Genomic DNA, 20,088 nt, shown 5'->3' on the forward strand with positions numbered 1-20,088 from the left:
GCCGGCGCATGACGCCCGAAGACCTCAACGCCCGTCTCGACGCCATGGCGGCGGAAGCCAATGGCGATCCTGATCGGATGCCCGGCCTGATCACCGTCCAGACCGACGACTGGATCGAGCGGATCGCCACCATCGACCGCCCCCGGCCGCGCACCATCGCGGACGGCATCCGCATCCGGGACATAAAGGTCGCGGTGAGTTCGACGGCGGAGACGAAGGTGCTCACGCGCGCCGAAGCGGGGAAGGCGGGCGAACCTTACCGAGATCTGACGGCGGCGCCCTGAGACGGGGGACGCGGGCCGGGAATGAGCCGGAGCCGGCAGGAGCGGAGCGTCGGTCTGTCCAACGCGTCCGGCTCAAGCGAATCTGCTGCAGCTCGCCTATCGATCCGTCGTGGATATCCCCACAAACCACCTGCGTGCAGCCGTGGCCGCACGGTGGGAGACCCCGTCAGCGATAGGACTTCCGGCTGGCGCGCACCATCTCCTCGAGCCAGTTGATCAGGATCGTCGCATAGACGCGCTGGTCGGCCGGATCGCGCATCGCGTGGGTGGCGCCCGGAATGACGCGATGGGTGAAGGATTTGGCGCGCTTGAAGGCCGACTGGTAGGACAGGATCACTTCGGTCGGTATGCGGTCGTCCTCGCCGGATTCAACGATCAGGACATCGCCCTCGAAGGCTTCGCAGGCCGCCAGGGCGCGGTCCTCCTGCGGTGTCCGGGGCTGCTCGCGGTAGGCGCGGACCTCGGCCTTGTCCAGCCGGGCCTTGGGCGTCTCCCAGCCGGTGTCGGGATAGAGGGCGGGCACGCGCAGGGCCAGCCACCGCACCGGCCTGGCCGCCGTCAGCAGGGCGGACAGATAGCCGCCGTAGCTCGTGCCGATCACGCCGATGGAGTCGGCCTCGATGAGGGGCTGGGCGGCGAGATAGTCATAGGCGGCCGTGACGTCGTCCAGACCGTCCTGGCGGGTCACCTCATCGCGCCTTGCATCGCTCTCGGCGTGACCCCTCAGGTCGAAGGTGAAACAGACGCAGCCCAGTCGGGCGATTTCCTCGGCGTGGTCGAGATCCTCCTCCTGGTCTCCGCCCCAGCCGTGGACGAAGAGGAAGCCCGGGACGGGGGCCTCGGGCTGCAGCAGGGTGCCGGACAGCTTCTGGCCGTCGACCTTGAGCTCGACGCGGCCCTCCTGGATGTCGACCTGATCCTTCACGCCAGCCTCACCGCATATTTGGTCATGGCCCCGACCCTGGGATCGACGCCGCTGAAATAGGTGACGGCCTGTTCGGGCACGGCCGCCTCGCCATAGACCTCTACCGTCGCGGTCTCGACCTGGAGGAGATCGGGGAACCGGGCGAAGGCTTCGAGCGCGGCGACCTCGGCGCCGGTGGCGCCGCCGACTCGCCAGGACTGCTCCAGCACGCCGACGCGCCGCCGGCCGCGGACGTCCCGTCCGGCCAGGACGTCATAGTTGCGCCGGGTCAGGATCATGTCCGGATAGGCGCGTCGGGCCGCGTCGTCGAAGACCGCCGCACAGCGGACCGCCTCGACCGCTTCAGGCTGCAGGCCGAGGTGGGTGAGGCGGTCGAGGCCGCCGCGGACGCAGCGCAGCCGGCTCCCGCCGTAGACGGTCCGGCCCTTGTGATCGACGGTCTCCTGCTGGTCCCCGACATAGCTGATCTCCAGGCCGGCGACGGAGAGGCTGCCGACGCTGTAGGTCTCCACCTCGTCCATATTCTCCTCGATGACCACGCCGAACCGCGCGAGTTCGTCCGGATCCTGCGCAGCGATGACGGCTTCGAGCTCCTCGGCGCTGCGGACCACCGTCTGGCCCAGGCTCGCCTTGCCGTTCACGTCCTTGACCCGCGCCGGCCCGGTCTCGAGCAGCCGACGGCCGGCCTCGAGCGCGTCCGGAAGGCAGAAGGCGGTGTAGCCGTCCAGGGCGGCGTCGCCGAGCCGCTCCGCCATGGCGCTGGACCAGCCCGCCGCACAGGCGGCGTCGGGATGGATCAGGCCATGGGTGATGGCCTTGGTCGCCACGAAGGCGTGAGGCACCCGCACGCCGAGCAGGCTGGTCGTCGTGAGCGGCGCCTGCATTCCGACGCCGTCGACCAGGGTCTCGCGCGGGACGAGCAGAACGTCGGGTCCGACGTCGTCGGTCGACACGACTTCGGGCCTGAGAGGGAGGCGCAGGAGCGCCGCCAGGCGGGTCACCAGCACTTCGCGCGAAACCTGGTCATGGCGGTTGCCGCCCGTCTGGTCCGTCGGGCTGTACAGGGCGATGCCCGACAGGGCCCGCGCATTGGTGAAGGAGGGAAAGGGAGCGACGTCATGGGCGGCCAGGTCGATCATCGCGGTCTTTCTGAGAGGCCTGACGTGTCGCAACGTGTGATCGCGGAGCGCCTCGGGGTTCGAGTCTCCAACTCGCGGACGTCTGTCCTGATCCTGCGTCTGAGAAAGAAAGCGTATGATCGGAATCGGCGGCGAGGGACGACGGCGGGGGATAGGGATTTGCTGTCCTAGTGCGCCGGGCGCCGTCAGGGCCTGCCAACCGGGCTGGAGCGTCTGGTCATCAAGGGGCGGTCGCCGTCTGAGCCTCAAGCCGATAGCCGACACCGCCTTGGGCGAGCAGAGGGCGGGGCAGCGGGGCTGCACGAGGAACGGGGAGGCAAGGGCGGCTCGGTTGTCGCCAGGGGCAGGGTGCTCGGCCCGGACCATGCATGATGGTCGAGACCCCAAGGGTGTCGCGCACTCGCCCTGCGGCCGGCGACCGGTTTGAAGGCTCCCCCTCCAAGATCGAGGTACGCCCGCCTGGTTGAAGACGAAACGGCGAGCCCGCCGCCTTTGCCTCTCGCAGGCGCGTCGGCTACCCCCTTGCGTCCCCTTCAGGGCCGCCGCCGGCGCCCGCGCGGTGGGACGGAGGTTCGGGATGAAGACGATTCTGAGGTTGTGGCTGGCGACGCCGCTCTGGCGGAGGATCATGGCGGCCCTGATACTCGGCGCCCTGGTCGGATGGATCGCAGGACCTCAGATCGAGTCGATCCGCTGGATGGGCGACCTGTTCGTGCGCATGATCCGCATGCTGGTCGCGCCCCTGGTGTTCGTCACCCTGGTCGCCGGCATTACGGCGATGAAGGAGCCGACCCGCATCGCCTCCATCGGGGGCAGGGCGTTTGGCCTGTATATCGTGACCACCCTGGGCGCGATCGTCATCGGGCTCGGTCTCGCCGGCCTGCTGGGACCAGGCCGCGGCGTAACCCTGAGCGAGGGTGGGAATGCGGTCGAGCTGGCCGCGCCCGTGCCTCTGGCGGAGCGGCTCCTGGCCATCGTCCCCGAGAATGTTTTCGCGGCCTTCGCCGAGGGCGACATCCTGGCTCTGATCTTCTTCGGCGTCCTGCTCGGCGTCGGCGTCCTGCTGGCCGGCGAGCGAGGGCGTCCGATCGGACGCCTGTTCGAATCCGGCGCCGATGTCATGCTCAAGGTCACCGGCGTGGTGATGGAGCTGGCGCCCTTCGGCGTCTTCGCCCTGGTCGCCTGGGTCGTGGGGGTCCAGGGGGCGGGAGCCTTCATCAATATCTTCCTGATCGCGGCGATCGTCTACGTCGGCGGCGCCTTGCAGATGCTGATCGTCCATGCGGGCCTGGTCCGGGCTTTTGGCAAGATGCGGATCAGGGACTTCTTCGCCGCCATTCGAACACCCCAGGTTCTGGCCTTCTCGACCAGTTCGAGCGCGGCGACCCTGCCGGCCACCCTGACCGCCGCCGAGGCCAATCTGAGAATTCGGCCGCCGGTGGCGTCGTCGGTCATTCCCCTGGGCGCCACGATCAACATGGACGGCACCGCGCTTTATGTGGCCGCAGTCGCGGTCTTCGCCGCCCAGGCCTTTGGGGTTCAACTATCCCTGAGCGACTACGCGCTGATCGCGCTCACCACGACCTTCGTGTCCATAGGCACGGCGTCCGTGCCCTCGGCGTCGCTGTTCCTGATGGCGACGGTGCTGGACGTCGTGGGGCTGTCGGGCGCGCAGATCGCGCTGGTCATCGGCCTGATCCTGCCCTTCGACCGGCTGCTCGACATGTGGCGCACCGTGATCAACGTCACCGGTGACCTGGCCGTGGCCCGGGTCGTGGCCGCGTCTGTGGAGGAGCTGGAGCCGGTCGAGACGTCGCTGGATGCCGGGCGGACGGTCTGAGGAGGGAGACCGTTCCACCAAGCGAGCGGCTTGATCTAGGCTGAAAGACGCGCGGCGGCGCCCCTGCTCTTCGTCACTCTGGTTCTCATCAATCGCGCTCGAGGGTCCCATCGTCGCCAGACGGCCCGCCAGCTTTGAGGAAGGCTTATGGCCGAATCTTCGACCGGACGGCTCAGGCCCTGCCGCCAGTGGCAAGGCCCCTTCTAGCCGACTGTCATTTCTGCGCTGGCGTCGCTCGACATCCGGCGCCGTCACATACATTGGCCGCCGGCCTATTCTGCCACGCGTCGAGGCCGTTGGGACTGTCTGGCTGATGTGAGACAATTAGGCGGGCCCGCTTCGGCGTCTCGGCCGAAGCGGGTAGTTTTCCGCCCCTTGGGCAGGGCAGGTCAACCGCGCGGGCGACGCCCCGTGATCCGATCAGCCCAGGTCTGGGCGACCTCGGCGGCGGGTCCCCGGCCTCCAAGCCCGAACGCCAGAGCCGCAGCGACAGCCGCCGCTCCAAGCGTGAGCCCGAAGGCCATCAGAACAATGTCGTCAGCGATGCCCATGAACCGAAGCCCCATGGCTACAGCCAGAGCGATAGTCGCCCACCGAACGATGGTAGAGGCAAAGCGGTCGGCGCCAGCGGTGCCCTTGTTGATAAGCCGGGACAGGATGTCTGATATGAGCACGCCTGCCGTTATGATCACCGCGCCGACAATGACCCGTCCCGCTAGCCCAAGTATTTCCTCAACGGTCGCAGCGAGCGTGTCGAACTGAAGCAGACGGGCAGCCTCCACCGCAGTGAAAGCCACGATCGCAACCATGACGAGGCGTCCAACCACCCGCGACGGGGTGAGGGCAGGAGCGGCATCGCCGCTGAGGGCGGCGGCGGTGGCGGGCGTCACATCGCCTGCGTAGGGCGCGGCTCCGGTCGTGGACGCCGCCGGATCGCGTTTAAACAGCCGCGTAACGCCATCGACGCTCCGATCGAAACCTGTGGCCGGCAGAACCCTCTCGACCACTTGGCCGACCCAGCGCCCGATCAGCCAGCCGACGGCGAGGACCAGTGTGGCGGCAAGCACGCGGGGGATGGCTTCAAACACCATCGACAGCACAGCCACTGCAGGCAGGGTGATGGACTGGATGCCCAGCTGCTCCAGCGCCGCTATTGTGATGGGGATGAGAACAAGGACAAACACCAGGGTGCCGGCCGCCGTCGAGAGCCCGGTGGACCCGGTGGCTCGTGTCACACCGGCGCGGTCCAGCCAATGGTCTGCATTGGCCGCCTGCAGCGCAGCCTCGGTCACGCGTCGGGCCAAGGTGGCCAAGACGAAGCCGATGAAGAAGATCAGCGACGCGCCCAGTATGTTCGGCAGGAAGCCCGCGACCTGATTGAGCAGGGTGTTGAGGGGCGTGACGACCTGGCCCAGGTTGAGAACGCCCAGGGCGGCTACCACGCCGAACAGGAGGATGAGCCAGAAGGCGACCTCGCCCAAGCTGCGGCCGACAGTTAGCCGAGGATCATCGGTGAGATTGGCTCGTGATGAGCCGGGTATCCGGTCTACCCCCTTTGCCAGCGCCCATTTGACCGCCTTGCCGATGAACCAGGCGGCGACCAGGATAAGCACGGCCCCCAGGACCTTGGGAGACCATTCGTAGAGCAGCGGCTCCCAGCCGATGAATTCGTAGTTTGTGCGGTAAGTCATTCTCATCTCTCCCCATCAGCGATTGAATGCCAACACCAGACAGGCCCCGGCGTTCCTTGTGGAAAGAAACGAAGCCCGGCAGGAGGGCCAGCGCCGAGGCTGTGTTTGGAACCAGTCAGCCAGGAACCGCGGGGCGGGACCTGAAGCCGTAGGGCGATCGCGATCTCACGCTGCGCCGCCCGTCGGCATCGAATAGAGCCTCAGCCGATCCGAACAGTGAGCCGGAGCGCCGCTCGTCTATGGGCGCCGCCTTCACCGTGCTGAGATCAAGACAGAACAGGATGCGGGCGCCGGCTTCAACGGACGTTCGGGCTGAGTCAAGAGAGCTGTCAGGCGAAGACAGGCTGTTAGAGCCAGCCGCGGCGTTCCCCCGGAATCTTGGAAAGAGCCCGATGCCGGCGTCCGCTCTGGAGGGCCAGCCAGCGGGCGGCCAAGGCGAGCAGCATGTTCATGGGTCTGGAACGCCTGGCGCCGGGTCATGTCGCAAGCGCCCCCTTCAGAGTCCGGACCTCGACGTCCACCCGTTGGAATTGTCGGAAACCGGTCACAGGGGCGCCGGACGGCCCTCTGGCCGCTGTTCCGCATAGTGAAGGACACCCGAATGAATGACATCAACACGCCGTCTCAGGGCGATCCGGCTGTCGAAAGCGCTGGCGTGGGACAGCAGCGGGTCGGGGAGACAAGCCCGGCGCCGAAGCAGAAGGCCGAGGCTTCCGGCTTTGGGCCAACCGGTCCCGGTTCGGGCGACTCGGCGACTGACGCCGGAATGGAAAGCGAGCGGGTGTCGAGTCGGCAGCCGGCTGATGCCGGCGGGGACGGCGGGGCGCGGTGACCCCACGCCCGACCCCGCCTGCCCAGGCGCTGGACGCCCATCCGGAGCCGCCGCGGGTGGTGGCGCTCAATGGGGAAGTGCTGGTTTCCGGGCCGGGCGTGGAGGCGGTCTATACGGTCGAGGCCGCGCGGGCGCTATCGTGCCGCCTGGATCATGCGGCCGGACTGGCGGACATCCAACGGCTGACAGAGCCCTCTTGCGACGACAGTTGATCCCGGCCTTCGACGTGGGATCGGGCGCGCGTGTGGGACGTTGGGACGGTCATGACCGTCCCAACCCCTCACCGCGACCTGTATGTCGTGTGGGCGTCCGCCCCGGAACGCGCGGCGCCGTGGCCCGGCGAAGTGTTCGAACTGACGCCGGGGCTGTGTCTTGTGCGGACCGCCCTCTCCCAGTCCAGGCTCTACCACCGGATAAAGAGGACCCTGCCGGAAGGGTCTGCGCTGCTGGTGGGCACGCTGAAGACCGGACCCAAACACAAAGGCTTGGCCCCGGGGGCGCTGCCCTTTGTCCGTTCCGGCGGGGCTGCCGAGCCGGACGATAGGCACGAGCAGCTCGGTCTGGTCTAGGTCTCTCCGGCCGGCTTGGGCCGATCCCCGCCTGAGCCGTGCTCGATCCGGCCGAGTTCGACCTCCGAGCGGGAAAACACCTCCTCCTGACCATCAATGAGCAGTTCTTCGTCGGCAGGATCGCCCCGCCCGCCTACGGCTGTGGGGCCAGGTCGAAGCGGGCGGCGGGGGGGAGGCGGTTGATCCATCCTGTGAGAAGCCGGGCCGTCTGACGGAGTTCCTCCATCCCCTCGTCAAGCGTCGGGGATGTCGGCGAACCGACACGGCTGAAGCGGACCGTGCAGGGAGCGCCGGCTCGCCCTTCGCCGGTCCCGATCGTCGGGGGGGGGGGGCGGGCGCCGCGCGCGACGCCCATCAGCCGTCGGTCCACACCCCGCGCCGCATACGGGTGGCTCAGGCGGCCCGGGCGACGGACCCTTCGGATCGCACCGTCAGGCCTTCCAGTGCGGCGACGCCGGCGGCCCGCTCCTGCGGCTGATCCGCGAGGATGCGCTTGCCCAGACGGTCCGCGGCCCGAGCATACCGGGCGTCATCCAATAGGCGGAGCGCGAGCGCGCGCAGCCGCCGCGGCGGCGCGCCCTTGCGCGCCATGAGACCGGCCCCGTGCTCCACAAGGCGACGGCCGTTCTCGGGGTGATCCCGGCCCATGGGCAGGCAGAGGACCGGCACCCCATGGCGCAGCGGACGCAGGAGGGTGCCGTGGCCGCCGTGGCAGATCACGAGGCTGCATTCCGGCACGAGACGGTCATGATCGGCCCAGGGCGTCACCTGGGCGTTGGCGGGACACGGCAGGTCCCGCGGGTCGACCGCCGGGCCGGTGGTGGCGATCACATCGACGGGCAGGGGGGCCAGGGCTCGGAGGCACCGCGCCATCACCGCCGTCTGGTTCTGGAAGGTGGTGCTGAAGGAGATCAGCACCTTGGGCCGCGACCCGGGCGCGCTGGTCTCAGGGGGCGCCGGCGGGAAATCGATCAGGGCGCCGGCGTGAACATAGCCCTGCGGCGGCTGAAGGCCATAGTCGAAGGCCCGGCTCGCGCCCAGCACAATCCCCTGGGCGGCGTCGAGCTGGTCGAGGACGGCGTCCAGGGGCGCCAGGCCGAATTCGGCGCGGGCGGCGTTGAGCGCAGGCAGCCCCGCGTCGAACCAGCGGCCGATCAGGCCGCGCCCGTAGTCGTGAGCCCGTCGGGCCCGCTCCGTGCGGGGAGGCGCCCAGCCCGGACCGAAGGGCGGCAGATCGGGCCGGGTCGGATAGGGCCACAGATTGCCGGTCAGCAGGGCGACGGGGCGGGCCCCCGCCTCGGCGGCTAGGAGGCAACCGAGCAGGAGCTCGTTGGAGACGATCAGGTCGGGATCGAAGGCCTGGATCAGGTCGCGGGTGTCTCGGGCGTAGTCCAGGGCCGGACCGGTCATTACGGCCCGACAGACGGCGCGGACCACGGCGGGGGGCCAGCGGCGGCGCCAGTCCTGGAGCGGGTCGTCGACCTGCGCCGTGGCGAGGCGGCGGGGCGCGGTACGCCAAGGCGTGAAGGCCAGGCCGGCGGCCTGGGCCGCGAGAGCGTTGGCGGGATCGGAGACGACCAGCACCTCGTGGCCGCGCTGCTGGAGCGTCCGGGCCATGAGCAGGGCGGGAGGCACATGGCCGCCGCCTTCGAAGGTGGTGAACAGGAAACGCATGGCTCCATCCTCTTCCGCCGCAGACCCAAGCCGCGCCGGCGGGCCGGGGTTCCGACGCTGCGTGATACGCGCCGCCAGGTAAGCTCCATGTCGGCTTTCCGACCTTCGCAACAGCGGACCGGGACAGCGGTTCGATCGGCGTCGAGGAGACGATCGCATGAAGCGCATATTGGTGACCGGCGGCGCGGGCTACATCGGCTCGCACACCGCCAAGGCCCTGGCGGAGGCGGGATATAGTCCTGTCGTGTTTGACGATCTCAGCAACGGCCACCGCGCCGCGGTCCAGTGGGGCCCGCTTGTCGTGGGCGATGTGCGCGACGCGGACGCCCTGACCCGGTGCATGCGCGAGCATAGGATTGACGCCGTCATCCACTTCGCCGGCCTGATCGAGGTGGGCCGGTCCGCCATCGAACCGGACCGGTTCTGGGACGTGAACCTGGGCGGCGTGGCGGCGGTCCTGTCGGCGATGCGTCGCGCCAGGGTGGAGCGGCTCGTCTTTTCCTCGACCGCAGCCGTCTATGGCCAGCCCCTCGACGACGGACCGGCCCCGCTGGTCGAGAGCCTGCCGCTGCAGCCCATCAATCCCTACGGCGATTCAAAGCTCGCGGGCGAGCGCCTGATCTCGGCCTGCGCCCGGGCGTACGGGCTTCAGGCGGTGGCGCTGCGCTATTTCAACGCCTGCGGAGCCGACCGCGACGGGCGGCTGGGCGAGGCCCATCGCGCCGAAAGCCACCTGATCCCGCTGGCGATCGAGGCCGCCCTGGGACTGGGCCCCGCCCTGACCGTATTCGGGACCGACTTTCCGACGCCCGACGGCGCCTGCGTGCGCGATTACGTCCATGTTGAGGATCTGGCGGCGGCGCATCTGCTCGCCCTGACGGCGGATGTGGGCGACAGCGGCTTCATGGCCCTGAACCTCGGTCTGGGACGGGGGCGGTCGGTGCTGGAGGTGATCGAGGCTGTCGGGCGCGCGGTCGGGCGGCGCCCCCCGGCCGAGATCGGTCCGCGGCGCGACGGCGATCCAGCCTGTCTCGTGGCGGACGCCGGCCGGGCCGGCCGCTGCCTGGGATGGCGTCCCGGATGGACCGATTTCGATGCGGTGGTCCGATCGGCGGTGAAGTGGCGCGAGGCCCCGGCCTTCGGCCCGGCCGCGGCGCCGGACCGGGCGGTGGCGTGACGCCGCTCGAACTCTGGGGCGGTCACGAATGCACCGTCAATCGTGTCGGCGACGACTGGCGCGACCAGACAGTCGCATCCGGTCATCATCACCGCATCGACGATCTGGACCGCTTCGCGGATCTCGGATTCACGGCGCTGCGCTATCCCGTGCTCTGGGAACGGACCGAAACCGCTCCCGGCGTCTATGACTGGACCTGGGCTGACGCCCGTTTGCAGCGCCTCCGGGTTCTGGGCGTGCGGCCGATCATCGGTCTCCTCCATCACGGGTCCGGACCCGCCTGGACCGACCTTCTGGACCCGGCGTTCGCGACCGGCCTGGCTCGCTTCGCAGGCGCGGCGGCGCAGCGCTACGACTGGGTGCGAGACTGGACCCCTGTCAATGAGCCGCTGACGACCGCCCGGTTCGCCGCCCTTTACGGCCACTGGCATCCGCATCGGTCCGACGAGGCCGGCTTCCTCACCGCCCTGGTCCACCAGTTGCTGGCTGTCCGCGCGGCGATGGGAGCCATCCGGCAGGTTCGGCCCGACGCCCGGCTGATCCAGACCGAAGATTTCGGACGCACCTGGGGCCTGGGCGCCTGCGAGGCGCAGGCGGATTATGAGAACCGGCGGCGTCTGTTGACCTGGGACCTGCTCACGGGGCGGGGCGCGGGAGGGGCGGATCTCGAGGCGGCGTTCGAGGCGGCCGGACTGGCCGACGCGGTGAACGATCTGAGCCGCCTGCCCTGTCCGCCTGACCTGATCGGGCTGAACCACTATGTCACCAGTGATCGTGTGCTGGATCCGGACGTCTCGGCCTATCCCGAGACCCTTCATGGCGGCAATGGACGGCTGGCCTACGCCGATGTCGAGGCGGTGCGGGTGGCCGAAACGCGCGACTGCGGCTGGACCCACGCCCTGCAGGGGCTGTGGCGGCGGTACGGGATACCCCTGGCCGTCACGGAATGTCACCTGGGGGCAGGGGTCGCCGACCAGCGCCGCTGGCTGGCCGAATGCTGGAACGCCGCGCAGAGGGCGCGCGAGGCCGGGATCCCGGTTGAGGCCGTCACCGTCTGGGCCCTTTTGGGGAGTCATGACTGGGACAGCCTGGTGACCCGCTGGGAGGGGCGCTACGAAACGGGGGTCTTCGACGTCTCAGGCGGCGAACCCCGCAAGACCCCTCTAGCGGACCTGGTGCGGCGCCTGGCCGGAGGCGGCGGGTCCGCCACCGAGGGGGACGGCTGGTGGCGAACGGCCGATCGGCTGATCTATCCGCCGGCGAGACTGAGCCCAATGTTCGAAGTCCGACACTGAGTCGACTGAAAGTAAAGCCTTTTCAGTGCAGTGGAACTCGCAGTGCAGCGACGGCTTGCGCCTTGGCAAGTTCGAAAGGCCGCCGATGTCGTATTCCGCCCCGTCTGACCTGAGCGCTGACGTCCTCCGCCTTCCCGCCGTGGATGCGGCGCCCCTGGTGTGTCTGTCCCATCTCCGCTGGGACTTCGTCTTCCAGCGCCCCCAACATCTGATGTCGCGGTTTGCAGCGACGCGGACGGTGGTCTTTTTCGAAGAGCCGCTGCCGGCCCCAACGGGCGAGGGCGTCAGTCTCGAGGTGCGGTCCTGCGCCGCCAGCGGCGTCCTGGTGGCCACCCCCCGGCTGCCCGACGGTCTGGACGGGGCGAGCCGGAACGCCGTCATGCGGCAGCTCCTTGACGAGCTGCTGGCCGAACGCGACATCCGCGCCCCTGTCGTCTGGTACTACACGCCGATGATGCTGCCGGTGGCGCGGCACGTGCCGGCGGCGGTGGTGGTCTATGACTGCATGGACGAACTGTCCGCCTTCCGGTTCGCTCCGCCCGAGCTGACGACGCTGGAGCGCGAGCTCATGGGCGCGGCCGACATCGTCTTCACGGGCGGCTACAGTCTCTTCGAGGCCAAGCGCGACCAGCATCCGAACATCCATCCCTTTCCGTCGAGCGTCGACGCCGCCCACTTCGCCCGGGCCCGTTCGGGCGCATCGATCCGGGACGATCGGCGCGGGCGCGTACGCATGGGCTTCTGCGGCGTGATCGACGAGCGGATGGATCTGGAGCTGGTTTCCGCCCTGGCCGAGGCGCGGCCGGAGTGGGAGATCGAGATGATCGGGCCGGTCGTGAAGGTCTCGGCCGACGATCTGCCGCGGCGCGCCAACATCATCTGGTCCGGCCCGGCGGCCTATGATCACCTCCCCGAGCGCATGGCGGCCTGGGACGTGGCGCTGATGCCGTTCGCCATGAACGCCTCCACCCGCTTCATCAGCCCCACCAAGACCCCGGAGTATCTGGCCGCCGGCCTGCCGGTGGTCTCGACCCCCATCCGGGATGTCGTTCGCCACTACGGCTCGCTCCAGGGCGTCGCCATCGCCGATACGGCCGAGGCCTTTGTGGCGGCGTGCGAGGACGCGCTGGCTCGGGCGCGTGACCGTTCCGGAGCTTGGCGCGCCGAGGCGGACGACGCCTTGGCCGCCCTGTCCTGGGATCAGACCCAACTGCGCATGAACGCCCTGATCGAACGGGCGGCCTCAGACCGCCGCGGACCGGCCCGCGTCGCTGCGCCGGCGGTGCGGCCGTCGGATCGGATCGCCGCCTTCGACACCCTGGTCGTGGGCGCGGGCTTCGCAGGGGCGGTCATGGCCGAGCGGCTGGCCTCGGAGGGCCAACGGGTGATGGTCATCGACAAGCGGGGACACATCGGCGGCAACGCCCACGACCGCCTGGATGCGGCCGGCCTGCTGATCCACCAGTACGGCCCGCACATCTTCCACACCAACTCCGCGGAGGTCTTCGACCATCTTTCGCGGTTCACCGACTGGCGGCCTTATGAGCACCGGGTGCTGGCCCAGGTCGGGGACGCCCTGGTGCCCATCCCGATCAACCGCACCACCATCAACGCCCTGTATGGCGCCGATCTGCGTTCGGACGAGGCGGCGGAGGCCTGGCTGGCCGAGCGCGCCGAGCCGGTCGAGCGCATACGCACGTCGGAGGATGTGGTGGTGGCGGCCGTGGGGCGGGAGCTCTACGAAACCTTCTTTCGCGGCTATACCCGCAAACAATGGGGTCTGGACCCCTCGGAACTCGACAGGTCGGTGACGGCGCGGGTGCCCACCCGGACCAGCACGGACGACCGCTATTTCACCGACGCCTTCCAGGCCATGCCGGCCGCCGGCTACACGCGGATGTTCGAGACCATGCTGGCGTCCCCGCTGATCACCGTCCAGACCGGCGTCGAATATCGCGATGTCCTGGACGAGGTCCGCCACGACCATCTGGTCTTCACCGGGCCGATCGACGAATTCTTCGACCATCGGTTCGGGCCGCTGCCCTATCGCTCGCTGCGGTTCCGCCACGAGACCCTGGACCAGGCGCAGTTCCAGCCCGTCGCGACGGTGAACTATCCGGACGAGGCGACGCCGTACACACGCGTCACGGAATACAAGCACCTCACCGGCCAGACCCATCCGCAGACGAGCGTGACCTATGAATATCCGGCGGCGGAGGGCGATCCCTACTATCCCATTCCCAGGGCGGAGAACCAAGCGCTGTTCAAGCAGTATGAGGCCCTCGCGATGTCCCGGACGGACGTCACCTTCATCGGGCGGCTGGCGACCTACCGCTACTACAACATGGATCAGGTGACCGGTCAGGCGTTGGCGACATGGCGCAGACAGCGGGCGGCGCGGACGTCCGCGCCGGCCGCGGCGGCGACAGCCCGACTGTGAGGTCATGGTGTACCGCTTTGTCTATTATTACGCCGGAGCGGAGAATCCGGTGCAGGAACGCCACGAATGCGTGGACGACGCGACGGCGACGCAGCGGGGCGCCGCCGAGCTCTTGCGCGCGCCCAGCCGGGACGCGGTCGATGTCTGGGCGGACGCGCGGCTTGTCTACCAGCGCCGCCGGCGCGGTCCGCCGGCGCGGTCGGCCTGACGCCCGGCCTGACGCCGCGTCGGGTTTCGGACATGCCGGAGCCTGGCGCGCGCGGGCGCGTTGGCCCGGCTCCACCCGTGAAAGGATCCACCATCATGAACTTCGTGCTTCGTGGGGCGCTCGCCGCCTCGGCCGCCCTCGCCGTCGCCGCCTGCGGCCAACAGGAGCCTGACGCCGTCGGTTCGGCCCAGGACGCGGCTTCGGTCCCGGTCGGCCAGACCTCGGCCACCGTCATGGGATCGAATATGGTCAGCGCCTATGTGCCCAACGCCGCCATGGGCGACATGTACGAGATCCAGGCTGCGGATATCGCCCTGGAGCGAAGCCAGAACGCGCAGATCCGTGAACTCGCCCAGATGATCAAGGCCGATCATACGGCCGCCAGCGCGGCGATGAAGCCCCTGGCCGCTCAGGCCGCGCCGGACGTCGAGATTCCCGCCGAACTCGACCAGCGTCGCCAGGGCCTGATTGACAACCTCCGCTCCGCCTCGGCCGAGGCCTTCGACCGCACCTGGATCGACCAGCAGGTGGCGGCCCACCAGGAGGCCCTGACCCTGCATCGCGGCTTCTCCGACAATACCGATGCGCCCGCCCTGGCCGAACACGCCCGGACCGTCACGCCTAAGATCGAGGCGCACCTACAGGGGGCGGAGCGTCTCCAGTCTGCACTGTAAAAGCGCGTCGGCTCAGTCCGCTTTCTTTCAACCAAAGCAAAGGGGCGGCCCGCCGGCCGCCCCTTCAGAGCATCTTGATGCAAGCGGTTCAGCGCGCGTCCGCGCCCTGGGCCTTCTCATTGGCCCGGCCGTCGGCCAAGGCTGTCAGGTCCTCATCCGTCCGACTTTCCTCCTGCAGGGTTTCGTCCAGGAGGCGGGCGGCGTCCTCGTAACCCAGCAGCGCGGCCCAGCGCTTGAGGGTGCCGTAGCGCGTGATCTCATAATGCTCCACGGCCTGCGCCGCCGCGATCAGGCCGGCGTCCAGCGCGTCCGTCCCTTTGTATTCCTCGAGGATCTCCTCGCCTTCAGCCAGGATGCCTTCGATGGCGTCGCAGGTCTTGCCCATGGCGCGTTTGCCGATGATCTCGAACACCTGCTGCAGCCGTTCGATCTGGCCTTCGGTTTCTTCGCGATGTTTTTCGAAAGCCGCCTTGAGGTCGGGCGACTGAGCGCCGCGCGCCATCTTGGGCAGGGATTTCAGGATCTTGCGCTCGGCGTAATAGATGTCCTTGAGCGTATCGTAGAAGAGATTGTCGAGAGTCTTCTCGGCCATGGGAACTCCTTGAATGGCAGTGCGCCGCCTAGGCGAGCGTCCTTATCGAACGTCCGGGCGAACCCGGCGTGTCGGAGCGTTCAATCCCCGACACAGCGACCTGTCAGCAGCCGCAGGCCGCCCCCGCCAGGCGTTCATGGCAGAGGATCTGGATCCGGCCGCGACGCAGGCTGACGGCTCCGGCGCGTTCCAAGGCCTTGACGGCGGCGTTCACGCTGGTGCGCTGCACGCCCATGGCCTCGGCGATCGCGGACTGGGTGGTGCGCACGTCCGGACCCGCCGCCTGATAAAGCCGGCGGATCAGGTTGGCGGCGCGCCGGGTGACGGGATGGACGGCGTGGCAGGCCGAGTCGGCCTGAAGCCGCTGGATGCGATCCAGGGCGTGGCGGGCGAAGACGTGCTCCAGCCAGGCCGCGCCCATGGCGTCCCTGAGCCCGCGCACAGGGGTCTCGATCCAGCAGCTGTCCAGCAGGGCCAGGCGCCGGCCGCCGGACGCCGGCGCGAAGGCGGTCTCCCAGCCGAAGGTGGCGCCCGGGCCCAGAAGGCTGACGCAGGCCAGTCCGCGATCGTCGAAAGTGGCGAGCGTCCCGCTCAGCATGAAGCCGACGACGGGGGAGGTCGCGAAAAGGTTGTCACCGGACTCGCAGGCGCACAATCGGCCCTCGCGCCGCGTGGAGTCGCGCAGCGCATGCGGCAGTAGCCGCAAGACCGGATGACGATCGAGCAGCTCGTCCGTCAGGCCAAACGCGGTCGAAACGGCGACCGACGGCGATGTGAAAGCCAGGGCGTCGAGCATTCGACAAGGGTGGCCCCTGGCCTCCAGCCCCGCATTCACATGGGTTAAACGCAACAGGGCGTCCGCACGGACGGTTTGCCGAGCGCGGGGGAACAGGGCGCTCGGATGTTGGTTGGTCTTGCGGCTGTTTGAGCCATCGGAGCGCGGCCATGTCGAAGGATCAGACCAAGGGACGGGACAGGAACGGCGCTTATCCGCCGGGTCGGCCCGACGCCTCAACGTCAAAGGCTGACGTCAAGCGGGTCGGGGAACAGGGCCGACGCCGCGCCGGACCCGACGGGCCCGATGCCCGCGAAGTGGGCGACACCTTCAAATCCTAGGCGTCAACGCTTGGGTTCGGCCATCTTGCGATGCTGCTCGGCTAGTACGGATTGGGGCGTGACGGCGGCCAGGGCGGCCTGCATCCTGTTGCCAAGGCCCGCCACAACGTCGCCGACGCCGTCGTTCATGGCCTTGTAGCCTGTACGGGCCACCTTGGCGGGATCGGCCTTGTGGCCGCTCTGGCCGACCGACGTGTCCAGCATGTCGGCGCGGGCGAAGAAGTCGGTGTCGGTAGGGCCCGGCATGAGACAGGTCACCGTCACGCCGGTGTCCTTCAGCTCGTTGCGCAGGGCGAAGGAGAAGCTGTCAACGAAGGCCTTGCTCGCGTTGTAGACGGCCTGAAAGCTGCCGGGGATCAGGCCGGCGATGGAGCCGATCAGGAGGATACGGCCTTCACCGCGGTCCCGCATCGCCGGGACCAGGCGGTGCAGCAGGGCGACCGTCCCTGTGATGTTGGTGTCGATGACATGGCGGATGTCGTCCCACCTCTGGTCGAGAAAGGCGTGGCCCAGGCCATGGCCGGCGTTCGCGGCCAGGGCGTCCGGGATCCGGGCGCCCATGGTCGTGCAGATGGCCCCGATGCCCTCCGGCGTCGCCAGGTCCGCCTGGACCGTCTCCACGCGCGCCCCCAGCGCCTCGGCGATGCGGCGCGCCTCGTCCAGGGGAGTGTCGGCCGCCAGGGTCAGATCGAAGCCGTCCTCGGCGAAACAGAGCGCCAGCTCCGGTCCTATGCCAGTCGAGGCGCCTGTCACGAGCGCCAGGGGGCGGCGCCGGCGGTTGCAGCGGTGTGGACGTCGGTCATCGGAGACTCCGGCTCGGTGAGCCCGACCAACCCGACGGGGGCGCCAGGGTTCATGCCGCGACGCAGGGGAACGACGAACCGGGCGGAGGGTTGGCTTTGCGACCCCCTTAAGGATGCTCCCATGCCGCAGACCTCATCCGACCCCGACGCGCCCGTCACGGACGCATCGGTCGACTCCACCGCCTTCCTCGACCGGGACCGGCACGAAGGCGATCATGCGTCGGCCAGCGTGCGGGCGGTCCTGATCAACCGGCCGCGCGAAACGCTTTACCGCTACTGGCGCGATTTCCAGAACCTGCCCACCTTCATGGAGACCCTGAAGGCCGTCCGAGTGTCGGATTCCCGACAGTCGATCTGGGTCGTGGAAGGTCCCGGCGGTCACGATGTCGAACTGACCTCGGAGATCACCGAGGACCGGCCCGGTCAGTACATCGCCTGGCGCGCCGCCGAAGGGTCGGACATCGATCATGAGGGATGGATCGAGTTCCGCGACAACGCCTTCGGCCGCGGCACGGAGGTCCGGCTCTTCATCAGCTACGACCCCCCGGCCGGCGTCGTCGGCAAGGTCGTCGCCAAGGTCATGCAGCGCGAGCCCCGCGTTCAGGCCCGACGCGAGCTCCGGCGATTCAAGCAGCTGATGGAGACCGGCGAGGTCTCCACCTCGCGGGCGCCGGACGCCACGCCGCGCGGCTCGCGCCATTTCTGACGGCGAACCCGCCCTCCTGCCCCTGTTCAGACCTCAGTTTCAAGGAAACGCCCATGCGCGCCCTCACCTGGCACGGCAAGCACAACGTCCAAGTGGACACCGTGCCCGATCCTCAGATCATCAACCCGCGGGACGCCATCATCCGCATCACCGCCACGGCCATCTGCGGCTCGGACCTGCACCTTTACGACAGCTATATTCCCGGGATGTCCAACGGCGACATCCTGGGCCATGAATTCATGGGCGTGGTCGAGGAGGTGGGCCGCGGCAACACTTCGCTGAAGAAAGGGGACCGCGTCGTGGTCCCGTTCGTCATCGCCTGCGGGCAGTGCTTCTTCTGCGAAAAATCGATGCCGGCGGCCTGCGACAATTCCAATCCGGCCGACAAGGCCGACGCGACGGAGATCGCCTACGGCCAGTCTGTAGCCGGCCTGTTCGGCTATTCGCACCTGACAGGGGGATATGCGGGGGGACAGGCGGAATACGCCCGCGTGCCCTATTCCGACTACGGTCCGATCAAGATCCCCGACGGCATAGAAGACGAGCGCGTCCTGTTTCTGTCCGACATCTTCCCGACAGGCTGGATGGCCGCGGAGAACTGCCAGATCGAGCCCGGGGACACGGTGGCCGTGTGGGGCTGCGGCCCGGTCGGGCTGTTCGCGATCAAGAGCGCCCTCCTGCAGGGCGCGGGCCGCGTCATCGCCATCGACCATCACCCCAACCGCCTGGCCCTGGCCAGGGCGAACGGCGCCGAGGTGCTCGACTATCATGAGGTGAAGGTTCGCGAGGCCCTGCTGGAGCTGACGGCGGGCCTGGGGCCGGACAGCTGCATCGACGCCGTCGGCATGGAGGCGCACGGCTTCTCCCCGGACAATGTGGTGGACGCCATCAAGACCACGACCCGCATCGGCACCGACCGGACCCACGTCCTGCGCGAGACCATCATGGCCGTCCGCAAGGGGGGCACGGTGTCCGTCCCCGGGGTCTACGGCGGCATGGCCGACAAATGGCCGGTGGGCGCGTTCATGGAGAAGGGGCTGACCCTCAAGACGGGGCAGACCCACGTCCAGCGCTATCTCCCCCGACTCCTGGAGATGATCCTGGAGGGCCGGATCGACACGACCGATCTGATCAGCCACCGGCTGCCGCTGGAGCAGGCGGCCGAGGGCTACAAGAACTTCAAGGAGAACCAGAACGAATGGACAAAGGTCGTGCTCCTGCCAGGAATGAGCTGAGCCGGCCCGGGAGGCTGGCTCCGCTTGAGCTTTCGGCGTCGGAGTCCGGCGGCGCGGTCGGGCGCGGACGCGACTAACCTATGTAAGGGAGGGGCCGGCGGCTGGCGTGCTGTTGCTGATTGCAGATGCCGAATCAGCCCTTCCTGTCCGCGCCCGCGACGTCAGCGACTGTCGCCCTCGAACGCGCCCTCTCCGTCCACAAGCCTCTTGATGAGACGGGGCTGGCGGCGGTGCGGGCCTGTTTCGCGACGAGCGTCGAGATGCTCCACGGCCCGGGCGTGGACCTGACGCCGGAGTTTCGTCGCTCGGCGGCCCGACTGGTGGTGCGTGGCTGGATCGCACGCGGCGCCGCCCTTGAGGATGGCCGGCGCCAGATCGTCGGCCTTCACCTCCCCGGAGACGTAATGGCCGCTCCGGCGGCCAATGAGGCGGATCTGTCCGTCTGGACGCTCACCGACGCCGCCACCATCTGCGCGGAGCGGTTCTGGCGCGAAGCGGAAACGGCGCGCGCGGCCGGGCAGGGCGTCGGCCCCGCCTGGAACGCCCTGAGGGCCGCCGAGCGCACCCGGCTGGTCCATCAGATCGTGCGCCTCGGCCGTCTGAGCGCCTTCGAACGCACCGCCCACCTCCTGGTCGAGCTTCATGAACGCCAGGTGCGCGTCGGTCTCGCCCCTCCCGGCGAAATCGCCCTGCCGCTGACCCAGGACGTCCTCGCCGACATCCTGGGTCTCAGCGTCGTGCACATGAACCGGACCCTGCAGCAGATGCGCCGCCGGGGGCTGATCTCCTACCAGGGCGGCCGGGTGGTGCTGCCGGACCCCGCCGCCCTGCATCAGGCGGGCCGGCGGGTCGCACCGGACGGGCAGGCCCCGTCGTCCTGACGGGTTC

19 protein-coding genes are annotated in these 20,088 nt (G+C 68.9%); 12 read left to right on the forward strand and 7 right to left on the reverse strand.

The window, feature by feature from the left end:
- Positions 1–8 precede the first annotated feature (8 nt).
- Positions 9–284, forward strand: a complete 276-nt coding sequence (locus ACK4I0_RS01140) for a hypothetical protein (protein WP_409607147.1) — start codon at positions 9–11, stop codon at positions 282–284.
- A gap of 166 nt (positions 285–450) precedes the next feature.
- Here the strand turns inward: ACK4I0_RS01140 and ACK4I0_RS01145 are convergent, their stop codons facing one another.
- Both ACK4I0_RS01145 and ACK4I0_RS01150 read right to left on the reverse strand, forming a co-directional pair.
- Positions 451–1,209 carry an alpha/beta hydrolase family protein gene (locus ACK4I0_RS01145; RefSeq protein WP_409607149.1) on the reverse strand — a complete coding sequence of 253 codons (759 nt, stop codon included), beginning with the start codon at positions 1,207–1,209 and terminating at the stop codon, positions 451–453.
- Positions 1,206–2,348: a DUF3182 family protein gene (locus ACK4I0_RS01150; protein ID WP_409607151.1), complete on the reverse strand. Its 1,143-nt coding sequence runs from the start codon at positions 2,346–2,348 to the stop codon at positions 1,206–1,208. Before ACK4I0_RS01150 ends, ACK4I0_RS01145 begins: the two co-directional genes overlap by 4 nt.
- A 577-nt stretch (positions 2,349–2,925) precedes the next feature.
- Here ACK4I0_RS01150 and ACK4I0_RS01155 point away from each other — a divergent pair.
- Complete coding sequence (locus ACK4I0_RS01155) at positions 2,926–4,188, forward strand: dicarboxylate/amino acid:cation symporter (RefSeq protein ID WP_409607153.1); 1,263 nt, start codon at positions 2,926–2,928, stop codon at positions 4,186–4,188.
- 389 nt (positions 4,189–4,577) lie between these two features.
- Here ACK4I0_RS01155 and ACK4I0_RS01160 read toward each other — a convergent pair whose 3' ends face one another.
- On the reverse strand, positions 4,578–5,879 hold the full coding sequence (locus ACK4I0_RS01160; protein WP_409607155.1) for a mechanosensitive ion channel: 1,302 nt from the start codon (positions 5,877–5,879) through the stop codon (positions 4,578–4,580).
- A gap of 828 nt (positions 5,880–6,707) precedes the next feature.
- Here ACK4I0_RS01160 and ACK4I0_RS01165 point away from each other — a divergent pair.
- Positions 6,708–6,923: a hypothetical protein gene (locus ACK4I0_RS01165; protein ID WP_409607157.1), complete on the forward strand. Its 216-nt coding sequence runs from the start codon at positions 6,708–6,710 to the stop codon at positions 6,921–6,923.
- A 51-nt stretch (positions 6,924–6,974) separates the two neighbouring features.
- Positions 6,975–7,280: a hypothetical protein gene (locus ACK4I0_RS01170; protein ID WP_409607159.1), complete on the forward strand. Its 306-nt coding sequence runs from the start codon at positions 6,975–6,977 to the stop codon at positions 7,278–7,280.
- Positions 7,281–7,673: 393 nt separating this feature from the next.
- On the opposite strand, the gene ACK4I0_RS01175 is transcribed toward ACK4I0_RS01170, so the two are convergent.
- Entirely contained in the window at positions 7,674–8,954 is a 1,281-nt protein-coding gene (locus ACK4I0_RS01175; RefSeq protein WP_409607161.1) for a glycosyltransferase, read from the reverse strand.
- Positions 8,955–9,111: 157 nt separating this feature from the next.
- Between ACK4I0_RS01175 and galE the strand changes: the two genes are divergently transcribed.
- The 5 genes from galE (at position 9,112) to ACK4I0_RS01200 (ending at position 14,748) form a co-directional block, all read left to right on the forward strand.
- Positions 9,112–10,131 (forward strand): UDP-glucose 4-epimerase GalE, encoded by a 1,020-nt coding sequence (gene galE, locus ACK4I0_RS01180; protein WP_409607163.1) that lies wholly within the window; start codon positions 9,112–9,114, stop codon positions 10,129–10,131.
- Positions 10,128–11,426, forward strand: a complete 1,299-nt coding sequence (locus tag ACK4I0_RS01185) for a family 1 glycosylhydrolase (protein ID WP_409607165.1) — start codon at positions 10,128–10,130, stop codon at positions 11,424–11,426. The genes galE and ACK4I0_RS01185 overlap by 4 nt, the downstream gene beginning before the upstream one ends.
- Positions 11,427–11,511: 85 nt before the next feature.
- A complete protein-coding gene (gene glf / locus ACK4I0_RS01190) occupies positions 11,512–13,866 on the forward strand; it encodes a UDP-galactopyranose mutase (protein WP_409607167.1) in 2,355 nt (784 codons plus the stop codon).
- A gap of 4 nt (positions 13,867–13,870) precedes the next feature.
- Positions 13,871–14,074, forward strand: a complete 204-nt coding sequence (locus tag ACK4I0_RS01195; protein ID WP_409607169.1) for a hypothetical protein — start codon at positions 13,871–13,873, stop codon at positions 14,072–14,074.
- 95 nt (positions 14,075–14,169) lie between these two features.
- Complete coding sequence (locus ACK4I0_RS01200) at positions 14,170–14,748, forward strand: DUF4142 domain-containing protein (RefSeq protein WP_409607171.1); 579 nt, start codon at positions 14,170–14,172, stop codon at positions 14,746–14,748.
- An 88-nt stretch (positions 14,749–14,836) separates the two neighbouring features.
- Here ACK4I0_RS01200 and ACK4I0_RS01205 read toward each other — a convergent pair whose 3' ends face one another.
- The 3 genes from ACK4I0_RS01205 to ACK4I0_RS01215 all read right to left on the reverse strand — a co-directional run bounded on the left by ACK4I0_RS01205 (position 14,837) and on the right by ACK4I0_RS01215 (position 17,209).
- Positions 14,837–15,340, reverse strand: coding sequence for a ferritin-like domain-containing protein (locus ACK4I0_RS01205; RefSeq protein ID WP_409607173.1), 504 nt, complete (start codon positions 15,338–15,340; stop codon positions 14,837–14,839).
- 103 nt (positions 15,341–15,443) lie between these two features.
- Positions 15,444–16,136 (reverse strand): Crp/Fnr family transcriptional regulator, encoded by a 693-nt coding sequence (locus tag ACK4I0_RS01210; protein ID WP_409607175.1) that lies wholly within the window; start codon positions 16,134–16,136, stop codon positions 15,444–15,446.
- 323 nt (positions 16,137–16,459) lie between these two features.
- Entirely contained in the window at positions 16,460–17,209 is a 750-nt protein-coding gene (locus ACK4I0_RS01215) for an SDR family NAD(P)-dependent oxidoreductase (protein ID WP_409607177.1), read from the reverse strand.
- Between the two features lie 171 nt (positions 17,210–17,380).
- On the opposite strand from ACK4I0_RS01215, the gene ACK4I0_RS01220 reads away from it, so the two are divergent.
- The 3 genes from ACK4I0_RS01220 to ACK4I0_RS01230 all read left to right on the forward strand — a co-directional run bounded on the left by ACK4I0_RS01220 (position 17,381) and on the right by ACK4I0_RS01230 (position 20,081).
- Positions 17,381–17,965 (forward strand): SRPBCC family protein, encoded by a 585-nt coding sequence (locus ACK4I0_RS01220; RefSeq protein ID WP_409607179.1) that lies wholly within the window; start codon positions 17,381–17,383, stop codon positions 17,963–17,965.
- 53 nt (positions 17,966–18,018) lie between these two features.
- Positions 18,019–19,200 (forward strand): zinc-dependent alcohol dehydrogenase, encoded by a 1,182-nt coding sequence (locus ACK4I0_RS01225; RefSeq protein WP_409607181.1) that lies wholly within the window; start codon positions 18,019–18,021, stop codon positions 19,198–19,200.
- A gap of 125 nt (positions 19,201–19,325) precedes the next feature.
- The gene (locus ACK4I0_RS01230; RefSeq protein WP_409607183.1) at positions 19,326–20,081 is read left to right on the forward strand and encodes a Crp/Fnr family transcriptional regulator; all 756 of its coding nucleotides are present in this window, start codon (positions 19,326–19,328) and stop codon (positions 20,079–20,081) included.
- Positions 20,082–20,088 lie beyond the last annotated feature (7 nt).

The organism is Brevundimonas sp. (assembly GCF_046295775.1).
Lineage (GTDB): Bacteria > Pseudomonadota > Alphaproteobacteria > Caulobacterales > Caulobacteraceae > Brevundimonas.

Bases quoted from the DNA above. Each gene is read 5' to 3' on its own strand.
- ACK4I0_RS01210 (WP_409607175.1), bottom strand. From the start codon at position 16,136: ATGCTCGACGCCCTGGCTTTCACATCGCCGTCGGTCGCCGTTTCGACC.
- ACK4I0_RS01155 (WP_409607153.1), top strand. From the start codon at position 2,926: ATGAAGACGATTCTGAGGTTGTGGCTGGCGACGCCGCTCTGGCGGAGG.
- ACK4I0_RS01150 (WP_409607151.1), bottom strand. From the start codon at position 2,348: ATGATCGACCTGGCCGCCCATGACGTCGCTCCCTTTCCCTCCTTCACC.
- ACK4I0_RS01200 (WP_409607171.1), top strand. From the start codon at position 14,170: ATGAACTTCGTGCTTCGTGGGGCGCTCGCCGCCTCGGCCGCCCTCGCC.
- ACK4I0_RS01160 (WP_409607155.1), bottom strand. From the start codon at position 5,879: ATGACTTACCGCACAAACTACGAATTCATCGGCTGGGAGCCGCTGCTC.
- ACK4I0_RS01230 (WP_409607183.1), top strand. From the start codon at position 19,326: ATGCCGAATCAGCCCTTCCTGTCCGCGCCCGCGACGTCAGCGACTGTC.
- ACK4I0_RS01195 (WP_409607169.1), top strand. From the start codon at position 13,871: ATGGTGTACCGCTTTGTCTATTATTACGCCGGAGCGGAGAATCCGGTG.
- ACK4I0_RS01205 (WP_409607173.1), bottom strand. From the start codon at position 15,340: ATGGCCGAGAAGACTCTCGACAATCTCTTCTACGATACGCTCAAGGAC.
- ACK4I0_RS01170 (WP_409607159.1), top strand. From the start codon at position 6,975: ATGACCGTCCCAACCCCTCACCGCGACCTGTATGTCGTGTGGGCGTCC.
- ACK4I0_RS01175 (WP_409607161.1), bottom strand. From the start codon at position 8,954: ATGCGTTTCCTGTTCACCACCTTCGAAGGCGGCGGCCATGTGCCTCCC.
- ACK4I0_RS01225 (WP_409607181.1), top strand. From the start codon at position 18,019: ATGCGCGCCCTCACCTGGCACGGCAAGCACAACGTCCAAGTGGACACC.
- galE (WP_409607163.1), top strand. From the start codon at position 9,112: ATGAAGCGCATATTGGTGACCGGCGGCGCGGGCTACATCGGCTCGCAC.
- ACK4I0_RS01220 (WP_409607179.1), top strand. From the start codon at position 17,381: ATGCCGCAGACCTCATCCGACCCCGACGCGCCCGTCACGGACGCATCG.
- glf (WP_409607167.1), top strand. From the start codon at position 11,512: ATGTCGTATTCCGCCCCGTCTGACCTGAGCGCTGACGTCCTCCGCCTT.
- ACK4I0_RS01140 (WP_409607147.1), top strand. From the start codon at position 9: ATGACGCCCGAAGACCTCAACGCCCGTCTCGACGCCATGGCGGCGGAA.